General features: G+C 45.1%; 13 protein-coding genes. 6 read left to right on the top strand and 7 right to left on the bottom strand.

Annotated elements, in window-relative coordinates; genetic code table 11:
- Positions 1-155 precede the first annotated feature (155 nt).
- Positions 156-1343 carry an ATP-binding protein gene (locus tag A37S_RS0117915; RefSeq protein WP_036603045.1) on the bottom strand — a complete coding sequence of 396 codons (1188 nt, stop codon included), beginning with the start codon at positions 1341-1343 and terminating at the stop codon, positions 156-158.
- Positions 1344-1769: 426 nt separating this feature from the next.
- Positions 1770-2954 (bottom strand): hypothetical protein, encoded by a 1185-nt coding sequence (locus A37S_RS0117910; RefSeq protein ID WP_157278801.1) that lies wholly within the window; start codon positions 2952-2954, stop codon positions 1770-1772.
- A gap of 368 nt (positions 2955-3322) precedes the next feature.
- Between A37S_RS0117910 and A37S_RS0117905 the strand changes: the two genes are divergently transcribed.
- The 6 genes from A37S_RS0117905 to A37S_RS0117880 all read left to right on the top strand — a co-directional run bounded on the left by A37S_RS0117905 (position 3323) and on the right by A37S_RS0117880 (position 15605).
- Positions 3323-3997, top strand: coding sequence for an ABC transporter ATP-binding protein (locus tag A37S_RS0117905; RefSeq protein WP_028298187.1), 675 nt, complete (start codon positions 3323-3325; stop codon positions 3995-3997).
- A 61-nt stretch (positions 3998-4058) separates the two neighbouring features.
- Positions 4059-6485, top strand: coding sequence for an ABC transporter permease (locus tag A37S_RS0117900; RefSeq protein WP_028298186.1), 2427 nt, complete (start codon positions 4059-4061; stop codon positions 6483-6485).
- Positions 6486-6617: 132 nt separating this feature from the next.
- Entirely contained in the window at positions 6618-8990 is a 2373-nt protein-coding gene (locus A37S_RS0117895) for an ABC transporter permease (RefSeq protein ID WP_028298185.1), read from the top strand.
- 291 nt (positions 8991-9281) lie between these two features.
- Complete coding sequence (locus A37S_RS0117890) at positions 9282-10484, top strand: hypothetical protein (RefSeq protein WP_028298184.1); 1203 nt, start codon at positions 9282-9284, stop codon at positions 10482-10484.
- A 160-nt stretch (positions 10485-10644) separates the two neighbouring features.
- Positions 10645-13083 (top strand): FtsX-like permease family protein, encoded by a 2439-nt coding sequence (locus A37S_RS0117885; RefSeq protein ID WP_028298183.1) that lies wholly within the window; start codon positions 10645-10647, stop codon positions 13081-13083.
- Between the two features lie 80 nt (positions 13084-13163).
- On the top strand, positions 13164-15605 hold the full coding sequence (locus tag A37S_RS0117880) for an FtsX-like permease family protein (RefSeq protein ID WP_028298182.1): 2442 nt from the start codon (positions 13164-13166) through the stop codon (positions 15603-15605).
- 183 nt (positions 15606-15788) lie between these two features.
- On the opposite strand, the gene A37S_RS28340 is transcribed toward A37S_RS0117880, so the two are convergent.
- The 5 genes from A37S_RS28340 to A37S_RS0117860 all read right to left on the bottom strand — a co-directional run bounded on the left by A37S_RS28340 (position 15789) and on the right by A37S_RS0117860 (position 18838).
- On the bottom strand, positions 15789-15896 hold the full coding sequence (locus A37S_RS28340) for a DUF6364 family protein (RefSeq protein WP_425414412.1): 108 nt from the start codon (positions 15894-15896) through the stop codon (positions 15789-15791).
- Between the two features lie 395 nt (positions 15897-16291).
- On the bottom strand, positions 16292-16705 hold the full coding sequence (gene vapC / locus A37S_RS0117875) for a type II toxin-antitoxin system VapC family toxin (RefSeq protein ID WP_028298181.1): 414 nt from the start codon (positions 16703-16705) through the stop codon (positions 16292-16294).
- Positions 16702-16896: a type II toxin-antitoxin system VapB family antitoxin gene (locus A37S_RS0117870; RefSeq protein ID WP_245586419.1), complete on the bottom strand. Its 195-nt coding sequence runs from the start codon at positions 16894-16896 to the stop codon at positions 16702-16704. The genes vapC and A37S_RS0117870 overlap by 4 nt, the downstream gene beginning before the upstream one ends.
- 185 nt (positions 16897-17081) lie before the next feature.
- Positions 17082-18317 (bottom strand): hypothetical protein, encoded by a 1236-nt coding sequence (locus tag A37S_RS0117865; RefSeq protein WP_157278799.1) that lies wholly within the window; start codon positions 18315-18317, stop codon positions 17082-17084.
- 215 nt (positions 18318-18532) lie between these two features.
- Positions 18533-18838, bottom strand: coding sequence for a hypothetical protein (locus tag A37S_RS0117860; RefSeq protein WP_028298178.1), 306 nt, complete (start codon positions 18836-18838; stop codon positions 18533-18535).
- Between the last annotated feature and the right edge of the window lie 2 nt (positions 18839-18840).

The raw sequence follows: 18840 nt of genomic DNA, 5'->3' as shown, positions 1-18840 counted from the left end.
CTGGGATTAGCGATGGCCTAACTTGGATCAAGTAAATAGAAGGAAGCTTATAGCTTCCTAAACACGCCAAGCTGCAAGCTACCCGCCCGCACTTGGGCTTTTACCCCAAAGCTTGCGCCAGTTTCCTTGGCAAAATAGGACGTACCAACAACCATTCAAAACAATGCCCCTCCCCACATAAAATCCTCGAAACCACCGGCCGATGGATGCAGCCCGACTAGCCAATCCGCTTGCAGGTCGATGGATGCGGCCCGTTGCTGCAGGGTTTTCTTGTCCTGCAAAACAGGTGTTTCTTTTACTTCGATGGCTATTTGGCCATCGAGTATGAAATCGATCTCCTGACCGCTCTTGCGCTGGTAGTAGTTCAGTTCGCCCAAGGTATATAGCTGTACCGCTACAGCATTTTCAAACAACTGCCCGCTAGACAAGGTATTGCCAGCCAGTGCCTGCAACAGGCCTGTATCTGCAAAATATAGTTTTTTCTGGTGAGATATCTCTTTGTCCACGTTACGTGTAAAGGGGGCAATTTGGTAGATCAGGTAGGTCTGCTCGAGCAATTGGATATAAGATGCTATCTTTTGCCTATTGATGCCCGATACACTGCTCAACTTAGAATTGTCCACCTTATTTCCTGCCCTAGCGGCCAATAGCTTGATCAACTTGTACAAATCTTCGCTCAACGAATAGTCGGCGAGTAACTTCACGTCCAGCTCGATGTACGAATTGATGATATCGCTCAGCATTTCCTTTTTATCTTCCACTTTCACCTCCAACACCACTTCAGGAAAGCCGCCATATGCAAGGTACTCTTCGTACCAATGCTTCATCTGGTTATACCAAGACTTCTTAAAGGTTTTCTGTGCATACCGGCCGAAGGTGTTTTTCCATATCTCCTTAAATACCAAAAACTCCTTGAAGCTCAAAGGATACATTTCAAAAATACGTTTCCTGCCTGCTAGACTTTCCGAGAACCTGTTCTTCATATAATAAGAACTGGAACCCGTAACGACAAACTTGGTAGAGTATGTATCATAGAAGTATTTGATGATGCTGGGCAGATTTTCCGAAAGCTGTATTTCGTCTATGGCAATGACTCCTGCCACCGCAAAATCGAAGCCCATTAGTTCCAGTTCGCTCCTGATCTCCTCGTAATGCGAACGGGCAAACAGCATTCTCACCTCTACGCGCTCACAATCCAGATACAGCACATTATCATGGCCTATATTGCGCAAAAGATGCTTAACGGCCGTACTCTTGCCTACACGGCGCATCCCCGTAATTACCGTCACCTGCTTTTTCTGCATATGTGCCTCCAATGCCGGATATATATCCCTCAAAAACATGACACAAAGGTAATATACAATCCCTAAATATGAAACAAAAAAATCATAAAGTATAACTTTATGATAAAAAACAAATCAAATAGTTATACTTTATGATTTTAAAATAGCGTAAAATACAATATATATTCTTCCTCGTATTTCATCAGGTAAGCCACATCATAGGAAGATATGTTAATGGTTAATTAGTATTAACCTGAGCTCGATTAATGGAGTTTGTACCGAAAAAAACCATCGATCGTCATCGTGAGCGAAGTCAAATCCATCATTCAACGCAAACTGACCCCTCCACTGTAGTCGGGGTGACGAGTTGTTTTTGCTTTTTTCAAGGAGTAACCTTAACAATCGAACTCAGGTTATTAAGTATCAAGACAAAAGTATCAAGATTAACTTGGCAGCCTGCTAGGGTGTCTCAAGCACTTGGGGTCTTTAGTCTTTTAAAAGACCAAAATACACCTTGACATTTATGAGATAGAGGGACTCTATCAAGCGGTTCCAATTTTCTATATATTCTATATCTTCAAAGCTCTTTATCAAGCCTATAGCGCTTTTTAGATGTCTGCGTAAAGAATAACTGTGATATTCGAATTCCCCAAAATCAAACACCTTGCTCAAGACCGAAAATGGATTAATACATTCCTCTAGGGATAGGTATGGATCATTTATTTCATATCCTTCGTTTTCCATTATAGGGACATAGGCATAAGGCCGTTTTTCCCTATCAAACCAATCTATAGGCCAATAGACACATCTGGAAATCAGATAGGCAACCTCAATTAAAGCCTGGAAGTGGTCGTGAAACTCCACCAGACCAGCAATTTCATCAGCGGATAACTGATTGTCTTCGTTTTTGGTCAACCCATATAAATTCGCGAGTTTATTTTTCAACGTCGAAGCATTTTCCTCACGCATCAGCTCATTAAGGTAATTAAAAGGCGCAAAAATAGCATCACCATCCGAATAAGCAGGGTTAAAGCCATCCTCGCCATATCCCATAAGCGGCGTATTGACAAAACTCTCGAAACACCATTTATGAAAAATACAGCACGCTTCAATTAACTTGAAAAGATGTTCACATATAGAAGCAATGCGTTCATCATCCATATATTCTACCGCACTGACGCCTGTAATCGCAGATTCTTCCCAATGTGACATCTTCCTTTTCCATTCAGGTAATGATGCATAATAAAAGAAATTTTCGAAGGCTAGATAACAATCCAAGCTTTCCTCTAGGCTCAGCCACCAAACCTTGCCGCCATGTAATTGGATTTTTTCATTAAAGAACCCTTTACTATGTTTTTGAGAGGAATAGAATGGGCTTTTTACATAACGCTCGAAATCCATATGATAACGATTATGCACATCGCGTTCGTAGAGCAATTCATGTGCAGCATCCATCAGCTTGCAAATTATCGCATGAGTTTTGCGTATTTCCAGCTTTTCTTCATTGGTTACAGCCGTTTCTTGTAGTATTATTGAAAACCAATGCCATACACGTTCTCGTAACTGATATGGGGCAATCTCAGTAAAAACTTCATCAATGCAGTTAGGGAAATATTCTTGACTGAAATCCCGTCTCAAAAAATCGCGTTTTTTTTCTTTTAGGTATTCCATAGGTTGTAGGTTTAGGTGAGACATTCAATCTATATCAACAAATATAAAAAGAAATAAATATGAAATAAAACAATATTTCAATAAAATATCTTTAAAAATTCTAGTCCAGAGACTAAAGACTAAAGCGTATACGGGCGTCCGCCAGCTGACGGATGCCCCAAGGGAATAAACCAACGACAAATCAACCAATAAGCTGCCCTACTGTCCACAAGCGTACAAAAAGTGTCCGAATACGAACATAATCGCTAAGGGCAAAAAATAACAAACTATTGATTTTCAATATATTGTATTTTTGGAACAAAAAAGGTGAATCAAAATAGAAAAAGAGCTAAGGCCTAATCGCTAATCGCTAACAGCTATTAAAGAATATGATTAAAATAACCAACTTACAGAAATTCTACCGTACAGAGGAAGTGGAAACGGTAGCGCTCAATGACTTGACCATCCATGTCAATAAAGGCGAATTTGTTGCCGTGATGGGCCCATCTGGTTGTGGCAAGTCTACCTTGCTTAACATCATAGGCCTGCTGGACGATTTGGACGAAGGTAGTTACCTCTTCAACGACATCGAGGTAGCCAAATTCAACGAGCGCAAGCGCTCCGACCTGCGTAAGCACAATATCGGCTTCGTGTTCCAGAGCTTCAATCTGATCGATGAACTCACGGTGTTCGAAAACGTGGAGTTGCCGCTCATCTACACCAATGTACCCGCTGCCGAGCGCAAGAGGCGCGTGGAAGAAGTACTGGAAAAAGTGCAGATCATGCACCGTAGGAACCACTTTCCGCAGCAGCTCTCCGGTGGTCAGCAGCAGCGTGTGGCCGTGGCCCGTGCCGTGGTGAACAATCCCAAACTGATCCTGGCGGATGAGCCCACTGGTAACCTCGACTCCAACAACGGTAATGAAGTGATGCAATTGCTCACCGAATTGAACGAAGCTGGCACGACCATCGTCATGGTAACACACAGTGAGCACGATGCCCGTTTCAGCGACCGTGTCATCCGTATGCTGGATGGACATGTGGTGATGGAAACGGTGGGGTAAATTTAGTTGTGAGTTGCAAGTTGTGAGATATGAGTAGTCTCAAATCTAAATACTAGATACAATGATAAAAAACCACATAAATACCGCTTGGCGCGTGCTGTGGAACAATAAATTGTTCACCGCACTGAACGTATTGGGATTGACAATAGGTATCAGTGCCTGTTGGCTGGTATTCAGTATTGTCCATTATGAGTTTAGTTTTGATAAGGATATTCCTGAAGTGGAAGATGTTTATCAGATTGTATCCGAAAATGAATTTGAGGGTGAAAAAAGCGGTTTCGCAGGTGCTCCTTTGGGTATGGCACCGTTATTGACCGATGAATCCCTGGACGACGCATTGGTTGTGCCTATTTATAGTCAATATTTCGAACGTTTGTCCATAAACCAAGACGGAGAAGACGAACCTTTGATGTTCGACGATCAAGAAGGAATGGTGGGTACACGGGCGACTTATTTCGACCTTCTACCTTACGAATGGATTGCGGGCAACGCCAAAACTGCCTTTGCCGCTCCCAACAATGTGGTATTGACAGAAGAAAGGGCCAAGGTCTATTTCCCGAAGACTAGGACCGCCGACCTTATCGGAAAGGCAATTATGGGTGATACGACACAATTGGTCGTATCGGGTGTCGTCAAAAACCTGCCATTCCCAAGCAGTTTTAACGCCCAAGTATTCATGCCGATCCCGGAAAAAGAATGGAGCAACCACAATTGGCTCGGCATGAATTCCAATCATATACTCTATGTGAAAGCCAAAAATCAAGCTTCCCTCAAACACTTGTTGGATTTAGCGCATAAACGCTACCAGGAGACAGCGTACGAACAACATGCGGCAATGGGATTCAAGGTACAATTTGCATCATTTCCTTTAATAAATAAACATTTTGAACGCCAATACGATACAGAGGGGACCAGCACCGACAAAAAAGTAATGTATGGGCTTATTGCCATTGGTGGATTTTTGCTCATCTTGGCCTGTATCAACTATATCAATCTAAGCACCGCACAGGTACCGCAGCGTGCCAAGGAAATCGGCATCCGCAAGACTTTAGGCGCCAGACCTATTTACCTGACGGCCAATTTTCTGGCGGAAACCCTGTGTATTACGCTTTTTGCCTTATTACTGTCTTGGCCATCGGTATCCTTTTTTCAAAAGATATATCCCGAGTTTATACCAAAAGGAATACACCACTTCGACAACGGACTTATCGTAGGCATATTCCTTATCGGATTGGTTATACTCGTATCGCTTTTTGCTGGTCTCTACCCTGCTTATCTGATAAACAAAGTGCGCTCTATAGAAACCCTAAAAGGCAAGGTAGAGACTAAAATCAAGGGTACCCGCCTTACATTGCGCAAGTCCCTTATCATATTCCAGTTTATCATTGCCCAGTTTTTTATCGTGAGTGCAATGATCATCGGGCAGCAACTGGATTACACGCTAAAAGCAGACTTAGGTTTTTCACACGATGCTTTGGTAAATATCCGTATGCCTTATAAATCATATCAAAACAGTGATGTTGACCCTTTTCTTTACAAACGGGCGTTGGAAAAACGTCCCGAAATAGCGGGTGTTGCGATGGGGCATGAACCGCAAAGCAACAACCATTGGGGAAACATATATTATTTTACCGCGGATACAGGACGTATACAACTGTCTACACCACGCAAATACATCGACAAGGATTACATCGACGTCTATCAGATCGAACTGTTGGCAGGACGCAATATACAGCAGACCGATACCATGCGCGATATCCTGATCAACGAGGCGGCCCTAGAGGCACTTGGATTGCAGTCTCCGGAACAAGCCATTGGACAGTTTCTCGTCCAAAGCGACAATATAAACCTACCTATTGTGGGGGTATTCAAGAATTTTCATCAAAAATCGTTGCGGACCGAGATAGGATCTTTGATATTGGGCTCGTCCAACAAATCAGGACAACTACAAACATTCCATATCAAACTGCCAAATGACCGGAAGCAATGGAAAAAGGCCATAGCCACCATGGAAAAAGAATGGAAAAACTTCTACCCAAATGCACCATTCGAATACAAATTTGTTGATGAAAAGATAAAAACACTTTATGAAACCGAATACCGCACGGCGAAATTGATCGATCTGGCGACAGGAGTCACGATATTTATCAGTTGCTTAGGCCTCTTTGGTTTGGCTACCCTCACCGCTTTCCAGCGCACCAAGGAAATCGGTATCCGCAAGGTGCTTGGCGCTTCGGTATCAGGGATAGTGGGGTTATTATCTAAAGATTTTGTAAAACTGGTACTCTTAGCCATTGTCATCGCCTCTCCCATTGCCTGGTGGGCTATGAACAAATGGCTGGAAGATTTTGCCTATAAGATAGAGATACAATGGTGGATGTTTGCCCTGGCAGGACTGGCGGCCGTGGTGATAGCCTTGCTCACGGTAAGCGCGCAGGCCATCAAAGCGGCGGTAGCCAATCCGGTGGATAGTCTAAGGGATGAATGATCATTTCGTATTGCGAGGTGCGACATGCGAATCGCGATAAAATTGAAAAATGAAAGAATAAGGGATAAAGATGAAAGAGCAAAAGACACCTAATATCTCAATACGCAATACGCATATCTCAATACTAAGTGCATGATAAGGAACTATTTCAAAACTGCTTGGAGGAACCTGAAGGAGCACAAATTCCACACCGCTGTCAACCTCAGCGGATTGGCCTTTGGTCTGGTTACCGCCATCCTGCTGCTGCTTTGGGTGCAGCACGAAAAGAGTTATGACCGCTTTCATAGGGACTATAATCGCATCCATTGCTTCGCAGCCCAACTAGACGTCAATACGGTTTGGGAGGGCGTTCCCGGACCTTTGGCCGTATATAGCCAATCCATCCCCGAAGTGGAATCCATCGTCCGCATTTCCGAAAACAATGGCCAGTTACTCACCAGTGAAGATCGGAGAACGGTGATTGACGGTCTCACCACAGCGTATGTCGACAGTACATTCCTGGATATCTTCAACTTTGACTTGCTCAAGGGAAATCGCTCACAGCTATTCCCCAACCCAAATAGCGTAGCCCTGACTGAATCGGCCGCGAGAAAGTTCTTTGGAGAGGCAAACCCCATGGGTAAAGTAATCCAGTACAGGGGAGATAACTTTACTATAACCGGCCTTTTTCAGGATTTTCCGGACAACTCCACCATGGCATTTGACGCCATCTTCCCGATGGCCTACTATGCACAACGATTTACGGAGCATGGTGGAAATGGCGATTGGAAGTCCATCGATGTGGACATGGGGAGCTATGCCTTTAAAACCTTTGTCAAATTACGTGATGGAGCCAATCCAGTAGCTGTCGAGCAGAAATTTACGAAATTTTACGTTGACGCCCGAAACGGTGAAAGCACGGTGCAGTTCAAACTACAAGCCCTTGCCGACCTCCATCTAATCGGCGTAGACGGAAACAATGCCTCGGCAAGGATGGTACAAATTTTTGTACTTATTGCCATCTTGGTATTGGCGATAGCGGCCGTCAACTACATCAACCTCACTACCGCCCGTGCGCTGGAACGCGCACGAGAAGTCGGCATCCGGAAGGTCATCGGCGCCAGCAAATGGCAATTGTTTTCGCAGTTTATGGTGGAGACCGCCATGCTCTTTTGCGTCGCGCTCTTGATTGCCATCGGTCTTATCGTCTTACTCTTGCCCTTCTACAACACCCTGGCAGGCAAGGAACTGCAGTTCTCCTGGTACAATCCCAATATCTGGAAAGTCATCGGATACTCGGCCTTGGGCACTTTGTTGGCCGCCTCAATCTATCCAGCTTTACTGCTTTCTGGATTCCAACCGCTCCAGGTGATGAAAGGAAAAATGTCTTCAGGCATAGGCGCCACGCTGCTTCGTAAAGTACTCGTCGTTTTCCAATTCTCTATCTCCATGGTGCTGATTGTGGCTACTTTAGTTATCGGCAGACAAATGGCCTATATGCGTTTGCTGGACCTCGGTTACGATAAAAACTACGTTTTCAGCGTGCCACTTCCGGATAATGCCGTGGAGCACATCGACGCCGTAAAAAATGAATTGAGAAACCATCCGGGCATCATCAATGTGGCGCTGGCGGACATGTACGACTTTACCAATATCGGCAACGCCACAGGCGACCTGGAATGGCCAGGAAAACCAGCCAATCTTGCCATCTTCGTCAGTCAATCTTCCATCGACAAAGACTTTATCCCTACCATGGGTATTCAATTGCTGGAAGGGCGAAACCTCACGGGTACAGCTGCCGACAGCAACTTATACGTCGTCAACGAAGCCGCGGTGAGGGAAATGGGCCTTACCCCGCCTTATGTGGGTACCCCCATTAGTTTCCACAACCGGCCGGGCACCATAGCGGGTGTTGTCAAGGACTTCAACTTCAAGTCACTCAAGGAAAAAATCTCGCCCTTGCTCTTTTTCCATTGGTATGACGGTAATATGTTGTATGTACGTACCACTGCTGCAGAGGCTTCGAATGCTATTAAGGCTGTAGAAAAGCAATACCAAAAATATGCGGGAGACTCCCCCGCTCCCTTCAAGTACAATTTTGTCGATAAGCAGTTTGAATCCAAATACCAATCGGATCAACGCACTGGCCTTCTTTTCAATCTGTTCGCCGCCATTGCGATTTTCATTTCCTGTCTTGGGCTCTTGGGACTCTCTACCTACACTGTTCGGCAGCGCGTAAAGGAAATCGGCATCCGCAAAGTACTGGGTGCCAGTGTCGGAAGCATCGTACAGCTCCTCTCTTTAGGTTCCATCATATTGGTATTCCTGGCCGTCCTCATTGCAACACCATTAGCCTGGTGGGCCATGAACAAATGGCTGGAAGATTTTGCTTATAAGGTAGAGATACAATGGTGGATGTTTGCCCTCGCAGGACTGGCGGCCGTAGCGATTGCCTTGCTCACGGTGAGCGCGCAGGCCATCAAGGCGGCCATGGCAAATCCGGTGGAGTCTTTACGCGATGAGTAAATAGCGAAATCCCTATGCATATCCTGTTGCTTGGATATACATAGTGAGTAAAGTTTGGGCGCTAGAAAGGTAGCACGCTGGTGTATCCCCCTCTTCGAGGGGGGTGTGTAGTAAAGAGCGTTGGGAGGGGGACAGTGACCTGCAAAGATAGTGCGGTAGGTAAGACTGTGCAGGTAACGAGCGGAGTTGCATTTAACTTCATTGAGCTCGCTGCGCTCGGTTTGCTAAACGGATGTACTACCTTGTAAATAAACATGATGGATAAAATGAAAAATTAAGCATAAAAATAGGATGAAATCTTTAATTATTACCGTAGTACTGGCCTCGCTGCTGTCTTTTGCGGCAAGCGCCCAAGTTTCAGTTCAAGAGAAAGGAACAACGTACACCAATGTCACCATTAACGACGACAGACAGTCGGCAAAGATAAAGGTTAAAGGTAAAATTGCCTTTAACGACGATGAAACGGATGTGCAGACATTACCGCCCGGCGGACGCATAAGCTATGAAAAAGATAACACCAGCCTGCTCGTCACCTCAGACAAGCAGGGTACGCTATCGTACGAAATCGACGGCAAAACCAAGTCATCGTTTACGCCCGATGAACGGCGCTTAATAGCCGATTGCATACAATTTTTGATAGACAGTGGCGTTGCCTCGCAAGAACGGGCGGCCAAACTATACGCCAGGGGCGGTTTTGAAGCCGTCTTTACGGAGATTCCCCGGTTCAAGAACGACTATGTCAAGACGACCTACATGAATTACCTGTCGCAGCAACCCACGATCTCTACCACTGATTTAATCAGGTTGCTGCATCAGGCTGACGACATGCTTTCGTCAGATTACTACAAGAGCAGCTTCCTCCAAACGATAAAGGCCGCACAGTTGGAAAACAAAGACGTAACAACAGCCTATATCGAGGTCATCGGTGATGTGCAGTCCGATTATTACCGTGCGGCTGTCACAAAAAGGCTGCTGGCTTCGCCGCTTTCGGATAGCCAATACAGTAAAATTCTGGACTTTATAGCACTAATAGGTAGCGACTACTACAAGGCGGATTTACTTTTCGCCAGCTTGAAATCCGTTGAGATGACCGACCGGAAATTTGCCGAACTGCTGCGTGTTTCGACATCTATTAACAGCGATTACCATAAAGCGCAAGTGCTCCAAAACCTGTTGAAACATAAAGCTGGTGCGAAAAATCGTTATTCACTCACCATAACGGCGATGGACGGCATAAAAAGTGATTACCACAAAGGACAGCTTTTAAGCCAACTGATTGACAAAAATATAACGGATAGCAGCGAATGGGTTAGCCTGCTGGAGTACACGCAAAAAATAAGTTCGGACTACGAAAAAAGTAAAATCTTACAGCAAATTGCAAGGGATATGCCAAATGAAGCAATCGTGAAGGAAAGCTTTTTGAAAGCAGCAAAAGGCGTTTCTTCCGACTATGAATACGGAAAAGTAATGCGGGCAGTCGAAACAAAAATATAATTCTTAATTCGTATTGCGACATGCGATATGCGAATTGCGATAGACATATAATGCCTCAATCCCGATGCTCGGGACTTCGTTTCACGCCGTACGTAATACGCTTTTCTCAATACGCAATACGCATGACTTGTCCCGTTTTCGGAATCTCAATACTAAGAATATGATAAAAAACTACCTCAAAACCGCCTGGCGCACGATGGCCAAGAACAAGGTCTATTCGACCATAAACATCGTGGGGCTCACCATAGGCCTATGTGCTTGTATGTTGGTTGGAACTGTCGTTTTGGACGATCTGTCCTATGACAAGTTTTGGTCGCGCAAAGACGACCTCTATCGCATCCTTAGCGTGTCGTCCACTGCTGGACTGGAAGGAAAAGAAGCCCAAGCATTTGCCAACCTAAACACCGAGCTCAAAAAGAATTTTCCTGAAGTAGAGGAAGCTGCCGCTATTGAAACAAGAAACATCCAACTAAGCAAGGAGAAGACGGCCGAAAACGTTTTTGATGTCCATATGATACGAACGGATACCAATGTCTGGAAAATGCTCGACATACGCATCCTCGAGGGAAATCCTCAGAACTTCGTGGCCGGACAGGGCAACCTCGTCATTTCCAAAAGCCTTAAGGAGAAATATTTCCCGAAAGAGGATCCTGTGGGCAAAATCATCTATAGCGTCTCGTCTTACAATGACGAACCGAGGCCCTATCTCATAACGGGAATCATGGCCGACCTGCCCAGCAACACGTATCTCCGTTCGGAAGCAATGGAAATTGCCAAACCCTACGACATGCCGTTGAGTACCGAGGGCGGTGGGTATTTTGTGGAGCAGATGCTCCTGATGAAGTCCAATACGGACATGGCCGCCTTTTCCAAAAAGGCCAACCAATGGTACCGCAATTTCCTTACCGACGTCAAAGAAGGAGGTAAAGCTTATATTCCTACTTTCGAGTTCCAACGCATTGACGATATCTATCTGCATTCGGATTTTACATCTCAGCCCGTCAAGGGAAGTACAACCAATATCTATATATTTTCCATTGTCACCACCCTGCTTTTGTTCATTGCCTGTATCAATTTCGTCAATCTAAGTACCGCAAGAGCACTGAAAAGACTGAAAGAAACCGGCGTACGAAAAGTGTTGGGAGCGCAGCGGAGGCAATTGATCTTGCAGTTCATTACCGAGTGTCTTTTGTTCTTCGCAATATCCACTGTAATGGCAAGTATATGGTATCTACTCTCCATAGGTCCATTGGAACGCTTCATCGGTCATTCACTTACAGTTACCTATTTTTCCAAGTGGGCAACGTTTCTATCCTTGTTCTTGACCATACTTGTCATCGGCATCATCACGGGAAGCTATCCGGCCTGGGTCACCTCGCGCTTTGACACGGCCGGTGCCCTACGCAATCAGGTAGGCAACACGCCCACAGGAGGCTTGTGGATGCGAAAAACGCTGATCGTATTCCAATTTGGCATAGCCATCCTCGTGCTGATTGGCATGGTGGTCGTCAGAAGTCAGGTACACTTCATGGTCAACAAGGATTTGGGCTTTAGCAGCAAAGGGCTGTTGGCCATTTCACAATTCGCTTCTGGAACCAGTGCGCAAAGCCTCAAACAGGAGTTACAGCAAATACCAGGAATAGAAAAAGTAAGCCTATCTGGTTGGACGCCTACCATAGGAGAAGCAAGTATGGGCAGGTACGTAGCTCATCCCGATAATCCAGACTCCAAGGTTTTGGTCAATTACATCTTTGGAGACGCTGACCTCCCCGATGTATTGGGCCTTCATGCCAATAAGGGTAGGCTCTTCGACCAGCGGGAAGCACGAGATACCTTACCCCAAAACATCGCATCATCCGATAAGCAACAAATGGCTCAAAACGCCCTTACGACCAAGGCCTTGATGACGGCAAGTACGGCATCTTTGTTTCACATAGACCATACGGACCAGCCTTGGAATGAATTCGGCATTACACCCATCGGCATCGTGAAAGATTTCCATAATATTTCCTTGCGAGAGCCTATAAAGCCAACCATCATATTCGTCGACAATAATCCCAGTTATACCAGTGTGCTCATATTGGTCAAAGCGGGTACGGAAGCTAAGGTATTGCCAGCCATCAACAAGCTGTGGCAGCAATTTCACCCCAATATGCCCTTGAAACTGGAATGGGTGGATGATATGCTCCAAAAACAGTATGACGCCGAAGCCAAGCAACAACAGCTCTTTGGCTTCTTCAGCGCCTTGACGCTTTTACTTGCCTCATTGGGCATATTTGGTCTGGTGGTCTATACAGCCGAGCAACGTACCAAAGAAATTGGCATACGAAAGGTGCTTGGTGCAACAGTAAGCAGCATTGTGCGTCTTCTATCAAAGGACTTTGTCAAACTGGTTCTTTTGGCCATTGTCATCGCTTCCCCCGTTGCCTGGTGGGCCATGAACAAATGGCTGGAGGACTTTGCCTACAAAATAGAGATACAGTGGTGGATGTTTGCCTTGGCGGGACTGGTGGCCGTTGTGGTGGCTGTCTTCACAGTGGCAACACAGGCCATCAAGGCTGCCATGGCCAATCCGGTGGAGTCGCTACGCGACGAGTAAGGGGCGTGTTGCAATACGCCCTAACCCATAACGCAATACGCATGACTTGTCCCGTTTTCGGGATCTCAATACTATAGAATATGATAAAAAACTATTTCAAAACCACCTTCCGCCATCTTTGGCGCAATAGGATGTTCTCCGCCCTGAACGTGTTGGGACTGGCCATAGGCATCAGCGCTTGCTGGATCATCTACCGCATGGTAGATTACGAATACAGTTTCGATAAGAAATTGCCCGATGTGGAACGCATTTACCAACTGGTGAACAAAAGTAAGAATCAAGACGGAGAAGAAGGTGGATTTGCCGGTGTCGAGAAGCCCGTAGTCAACGTACTGCTCGGCGACGTGTCGGGCGCCGAGCTGGTGGTACCCATGTTTTATCAGTATTACAATTCGGTATCGATACCGACTGGCAAGCAGCAATCCCCTACCCTTTTTGACCGCCAGACCGTACAGGTGGCCACCCTACCAGACTATTTTGATATGATGGAGTACCAATGGCTAGCCGGCGACAGGAAAACCGCACTGGATGGGCCGGATCGCGTGGTGCTTACCGATAAAAGGGCTCGGGAATATTTCCCCGACCTTAGTCCAGACCAAATACTGGGGAAAACACTCATTTATGACGATACGCTGCACAAGCAGGTTTCCGGAGTGGTGGCAGCGCTTGACTATCCAAACAGCTTCAACCGAGACAATACGGAATTTATACGGATAGCTGAAGCCGATCTGAACGACGATTTTTGGGGAGGTATGAGCTCCAACGATTTGGTATTCGTTAAAGCCCAAGCAAACACCAACCCACAGCATATCGTAGACCAAGTGAATGTGGTAGGCAGAAAATTCAATGCGGAACAATTTGCGAAATACCACTACGAAAGCTGGTATGAACTGCTGCCCATGACGGAAAGACACTTCTCTACGCAATTTGGTGCGCAGACGCGCACGGCCAATAAGAACGTACTCTATGGCCTAATGGCGGTAGGCGCTTTCCTATTGGCATTGGCCTGCATCAACTACATCAACCTCACCACGGCCCTCCTGCCCCAGCGGGCACGGGAAATCGGCATCCGCAAGACCCTCGGCAGCACGACTGCAAGCCTTATAGGGCAATTTATTGGCGAAACATTTGTCGTGACACTCCTCGCACTCGGTCTTTCTTTTCTGCTTACCTTCTTTGCCAGCAAGGTGTTTTCCGTATTCCTCCCCGAAGGTATGTTCGACTATGTAAATTATGGGGGCATGCTACTCTTCACGGTGCTATTGATTACGGGCATCGCGCTACTCTCCGGCCTGTACCCCGCATTCCTGTCGACCAAGGTCAGCACGGTCAACGTGCTGAAAGGCCAAATGGAGAACGTGGTGGGCCGTAATAGGTTGTCGCTCAGAAAAGCGCTGATTGTCTTCCAGTTTCTGGTGGCACAGGTATTTATCGTTTCGGCCGTTATCATGGGGCAACAGCTTCACTATACACTGAAAAAAGATTTGGGTTTCAACAAAGATGCCCTTATCACCATCGATGTACCATATAAGGTCTATAACCGCACGGAAAACAAAGATAAAGAATCTGTACTGGCCAATGAACTCAGGCGACTTCCTGCCCTTTCGGGCGTGGCCCTGGGAGACCGCCCAATGGACAACCGGATGATGAGCAACATGCACAGCTATTTCAGGGATACGGTAGAAATCCAGAAAGCCCTGCACATGAAGATGGCCGACACAGCTTATGCGGGCGTTTACGGGCTCAAGTTCCTCGCGGGGCGCAACATCCGTCCTTCGGACACCATCAATGAGCTGGTCATCAATGAAAAAGCCTCGAAAGCCTTTGGATTTTCCGCGCCAGAGGAAGCTGTCGGCGAGATGCTCGTGATTCCATCCAGCGGCAAAACCTACCCCATTGTTGGCGTGGTGGGCGATTTCCATCAAATGGGGCTTCGGTCAGAAATCCAGCCTACGGCCATCGTGTCCCAGAAAAGTAGATTGCATACCTTCAACATCAAATTGCCCAAGGAAACTGCACAGTGGCAGGGAACAATACAGGCCATCGAAAAAGAATGGAACAAGATTTATCCGGGAGTACCGTTCGAATACCGCTTTTACGACAAATTCATCGAGGAATTTTATGAGAGTGATCGCAATACCCAAACGCTGGTAAAGGCGGCAACAGGTATTACCATCTTTATCAGCTGTCTGGGACTATTCGGATTGGCCACGCTCATGGCGTTCCAACGGTCGAAAGAAATCGGCATCCGTAAGGTGCTGGGGGCTACGGTACAGGGCATCGTGGTACTGCTTTCCAGAGATTTCGTAAAGTTGGTGTTAATCGCCATTGTCATCGCCTCCCCCATTGCCTGGTGGGCCATGAACAAGTGGCTGGAGGACTTCGTTTACCACATCGATATCCAGTGGTGGATGTTTGCTCTAGCGGGATTAGCAGCAGTGGCCATTGCGCTGTTTACGATAAGCTGGCAAGCCATCAAGGCAGCCATGGCCAATCCGGTGAAGTCGCTACGCGACGAGTAAGGCTAAAGACGATCGTATAATAGGACTAACAAGATAGGTTTTAGCCGGAATTAGTTTTTGAGTGTTTGCAAGTAGCTTTCGGCGCTCATTATTGGGATCAACGCGTTCTTAAAATCCCTTTCGTTGCGCGTAATGATTAATTCGCAGCTTGATGCCACTGCACTAAAATACTGCATGGCATCCTCAAAATCCTTGAAGTCGGAATGATAAGCTCATTTTTTTGTTTGAAGCGTATTTTTTGGCCCTTTCAATTACGCTTTCATTTAGTTTCAGTGTGAGTTTCGAATCCATAATTTCAACAAAATTATACGTACAAATATAATTATTATATACGTCTTTTAAAATAACAAGGTGATTTTCAGTTTTTATAAGGCATCAGACACGGACCTGTGACAACCTCAATGAAGCAACATTTGTGTCTCTACCTTAAAATGTGCCCGACAGCAGGAAATCACCTACATGCATATGCTTCACGCCTTCTATGGTTACACCCCATAAAAGCACGTATTATAAATAAGTTTTTATGGTTATAACCATAAAAACTTAATAAAATAGACTGCTTTTTATGGTTATAACCTTTTGAGATGATCCTGCAATTTATCCGAGCATGCTCTGCGGCTTAACCAATGACCTCGATTTTCTGCAGATGCGGTCGGAAAGTGTTATAGAAAAGAGGATAACAGGGTTTAATGATTGCTTTGCCACACAACCAATTCACTGCATCCCACCATTTGGTCAAAATCCCGGTCGGTATGTACAAGGGGAACAGCAAACCAAATGGAGAAATAAGCAATTAAGCAATCATTACTTTTACGGATGGTGATGCCACGTTTGCGTAATAAACGGTATAAATCTGCGGCTCCAATAGCCGCTTGATAAGCAGGTATTTCTAATAGTCGGAAATAGGAAAGCGTTTCTTTGATCTTACCATATTTGCTATCCTCACGTATACCTTGCAGAATTTCCTGTAGGATAGTTGGTGTGATGAGCACCTCCTCATCCTCGAGAATATACGCTTCCAAAAGCTGGGCAGCTGGTGTGGTTTGCTCATTCAGGAAGTCAATCCATACCGACGTATCGAAAATCAAGGGTTCTCTCATAGACTGCGCATCTGCTCTAAGTCGCCTTCCCAAGTCCCTTTGTCACGAAGGGCTAGTAGCTTCTTTCGCTTCAACGACGCAACATATTGCTTCAATGCCTCGTGCACCACGTCTTTTTTCGTTTTCAGGTTACTGATTTGGAGTGCTTGCTTGACCAATTGGTCATCTAATTCAATATTGGTACGCATCATTTATCTTTTATTATAGGTGTAAAGATACTAAATTTTATACACATAGAAATACCTGTTCCCTTCACGATGTATTTTAATGGGTTTGGATATGGATGAGGTGCGATGCCTCGATGACTTTTTGGAGCTTCCCGTGTAGTTTGTTTACATAACCATGGAGTATGATTGGCAAAAGGCATAATCGACTTTTAATTAGGTTCTGTTTGCTCTTTTATTCGCTTTGTCCGTCTACTGCACACCTCGATATTAATCAAATATATAAGCTCAATAATTTTGAACAATTCTTGTCGCAATTCATCAAACTGATTATACGCCTTAAACTCTTTCTGTAACGCCCAATGTAACATGTAAAGCAGTTCTTGTCTTGCAAGACCGACACCAGTTCTGCGATAAATCTTCGATAAGGCCCAATGAGGGTTGCTAAATTGCTTGTTAGTCAAATGATGCTCTTTCAAACCATTCCCTTCTTCTAGCTTCGGTTCTTCAAAATGATCGTAAGTATCTGGATCGAGCCAAAAACTAGGCACCTCATCTCCTTGGGTCAATAACCATCCTCCCTCTAGTAACGTAGCAACATCCTCGTAAATACGCACCAATTTCCCTGGCTCTCCCTTGTTCCATAGGCTATCCTTTTCAATACCGCAATCAAACCACTCGTCAATCTCCTGTTTAAGCGAAGTGGCGTTATACCGATGCATAATCCAATTGATGTGTTCAAGCGGGTTGTATTTTCCGGTATTTCCTGCATCTAAATGAATAATCGTATAATCGTCTTCAAATAAATGCTCATTGTGGGGCATGCCGTCTTTGGTAAAACCACAATAGTAAGCCTCTTGGACATAGTACGCTACTTCGATAAGCTTTAGAAAATTTTCATAGGTATCCAAAGGCTGGTCATCCCAACCCGATGACGCGATACTATCCCATTTATTGGCATACTCGTGCCATTTATCCAATAGAAGACACCATTCGACGACGCTTATTTTAGAGAAAAAATCGTCCAATGCAATATTAAAATTTCTTAACTCATACTTATTTAACTGTTTCAAATCGCCTTTCGAAGCAATCCCGGGCCTGTTTCGCTTATCATAATCCGGATCTTGGTGTTTTACCTTCTGGCGAAAGGGGTTTTCTACCCATTCGATGTTTAATAAGGGTGGTGTAAATCGTTCCCTCCTCATTCGGTCTTTAAATACCCAAGCTCCATTGATTAAGTCCTTCATCGTTTCGATTACTTTCGTAAAATCCTTTGTCTTGTAATCGTGTTCAGGGTCTTGCGCCGTCACGACTTTCGTTAAAGACCACAAGGATTCTTTCAACTTTTCATAGCCAAACAACCTGAGAGGCCATAAAAATTCATGGGTTAGATGATCGATATATTCATTATCATCTTTCGGAATCTGGTAGGTAAAATCGTTTTTCATTATTTGCATGATAAATTTGATTGCCCGTTTAGTTTTTGTCTTCCCCACCACGTTCTTTCTCTTCTTCCTTCCTATCATGACCTTTTGGATAAATAACTTTATCTTGAACGGTTTGCTTCTTGCATATATCCAAGTTGATCAGAAAGAGAACATCTAAAAGTTTGAGTATAAATCGTTTCGTGTCGATATAATTTTCGTCTAAACAACTTTTTTCTTTAGGGGCGGTAGGGATTTGGCACCCATTTCCTGTCTATATCGCAGTCTTCAAAACCCAAGCGTTCTTTATGATGTAGAAAAAAGTGCGCGCCTTTGACCATTCCTGTCGTATGGTCAACAATTTTGTTAACAACGCCTTCATCAGGAAGGTCTGTCAATTGGGATGTTACCCAAGTCGTTAATTTCCATAGCTTTGCCGCGAACGATTCGCTATTATCATTGTATAGTGCTTCGCGGATTCCTTCCATCAGATATTCCTGTTGGTCAAAAAACTCTTCAGAAGTTTTTAGATATATATTTTCCATTT

Origin of the sequence: Olivibacter sitiensis DSM 17696 (genome assembly GCF_000427965.1) — a bacterium.
GTDB classification, from domain to species: domain Bacteria; phylum Bacteroidota; class Bacteroidia; order Sphingobacteriales; family Sphingobacteriaceae; genus Olivibacter; species Olivibacter sitiensis.
This window is presented reverse-complemented; position numbering and strand designations above follow the sequence as displayed.

Excerpts from the sequence above, each read along its gene's own strand:
- A37S_RS0117865 (WP_157278799.1), bottom strand. The coding sequence starts at position 18,317 with ATGAAAAACGATTTTACCTACCAGATTCCGAAAGATGATAATGAATAT.
- A37S_RS0117900 (WP_028298186.1), top strand. The coding sequence starts at position 4,059 with ATGATAAAAAACCACATAAATACCGCTTGGCGCGTGCTGTGGAACAAT.
- A37S_RS0117885 (WP_028298183.1), top strand. The coding sequence starts at position 10,645 with ATGATAAAAAACTACCTCAAAACCGCCTGGCGCACGATGGCCAAGAAC.
- A37S_RS0117905 (WP_028298187.1), top strand. The coding sequence starts at position 3,323 with ATGATTAAAATAACCAACTTACAGAAATTCTACCGTACAGAGGAAGTG.
- A37S_RS0117895 (WP_028298185.1), top strand. The coding sequence starts at position 6,618 with ATGATAAGGAACTATTTCAAAACTGCTTGGAGGAACCTGAAGGAGCAC.
- A37S_RS0117890 (WP_028298184.1), top strand. The coding sequence starts at position 9,282 with ATGAAATCTTTAATTATTACCGTAGTACTGGCCTCGCTGCTGTCTTTT.
- A37S_RS0117880 (WP_028298182.1), top strand. The coding sequence starts at position 13,164 with ATGATAAAAAACTATTTCAAAACCACCTTCCGCCATCTTTGGCGCAAT.
- A37S_RS0117860 (WP_028298178.1), bottom strand. The coding sequence starts at position 18,838 with ATGGAAAATATATATCTAAAAACTTCTGAAGAGTTTTTTGACCAACAG.
- A37S_RS28340 (WP_425414412.1), bottom strand. The coding sequence starts at position 15,896 with ATGGATTCGAAACTCACACTGAAACTAAATGAAAGCGTAATTGAAAGG.
- A37S_RS0117870 (WP_245586419.1), bottom strand. The coding sequence starts at position 16,896 with ATGATGCGTACCAATATTGAATTAGATGACCAATTGGTCAAGCAAGCA.
- A37S_RS0117915 (WP_036603045.1), bottom strand. The coding sequence starts at position 1,343 with ATGTTTTTGAGGGATATATATCCGGCATTGGAGGCACATATGCAGAAA.
- A37S_RS0117910 (WP_157278801.1), bottom strand. The coding sequence starts at position 2,954 with ATGGAATACCTAAAAGAAAAAAAACGCGATTTTTTGAGACGGGATTTC.
- vapC (WP_028298181.1), bottom strand. The coding sequence starts at position 16,705 with ATGAGAGAACCCTTGATTTTCGATACGTCGGTATGGATTGACTTCCTG.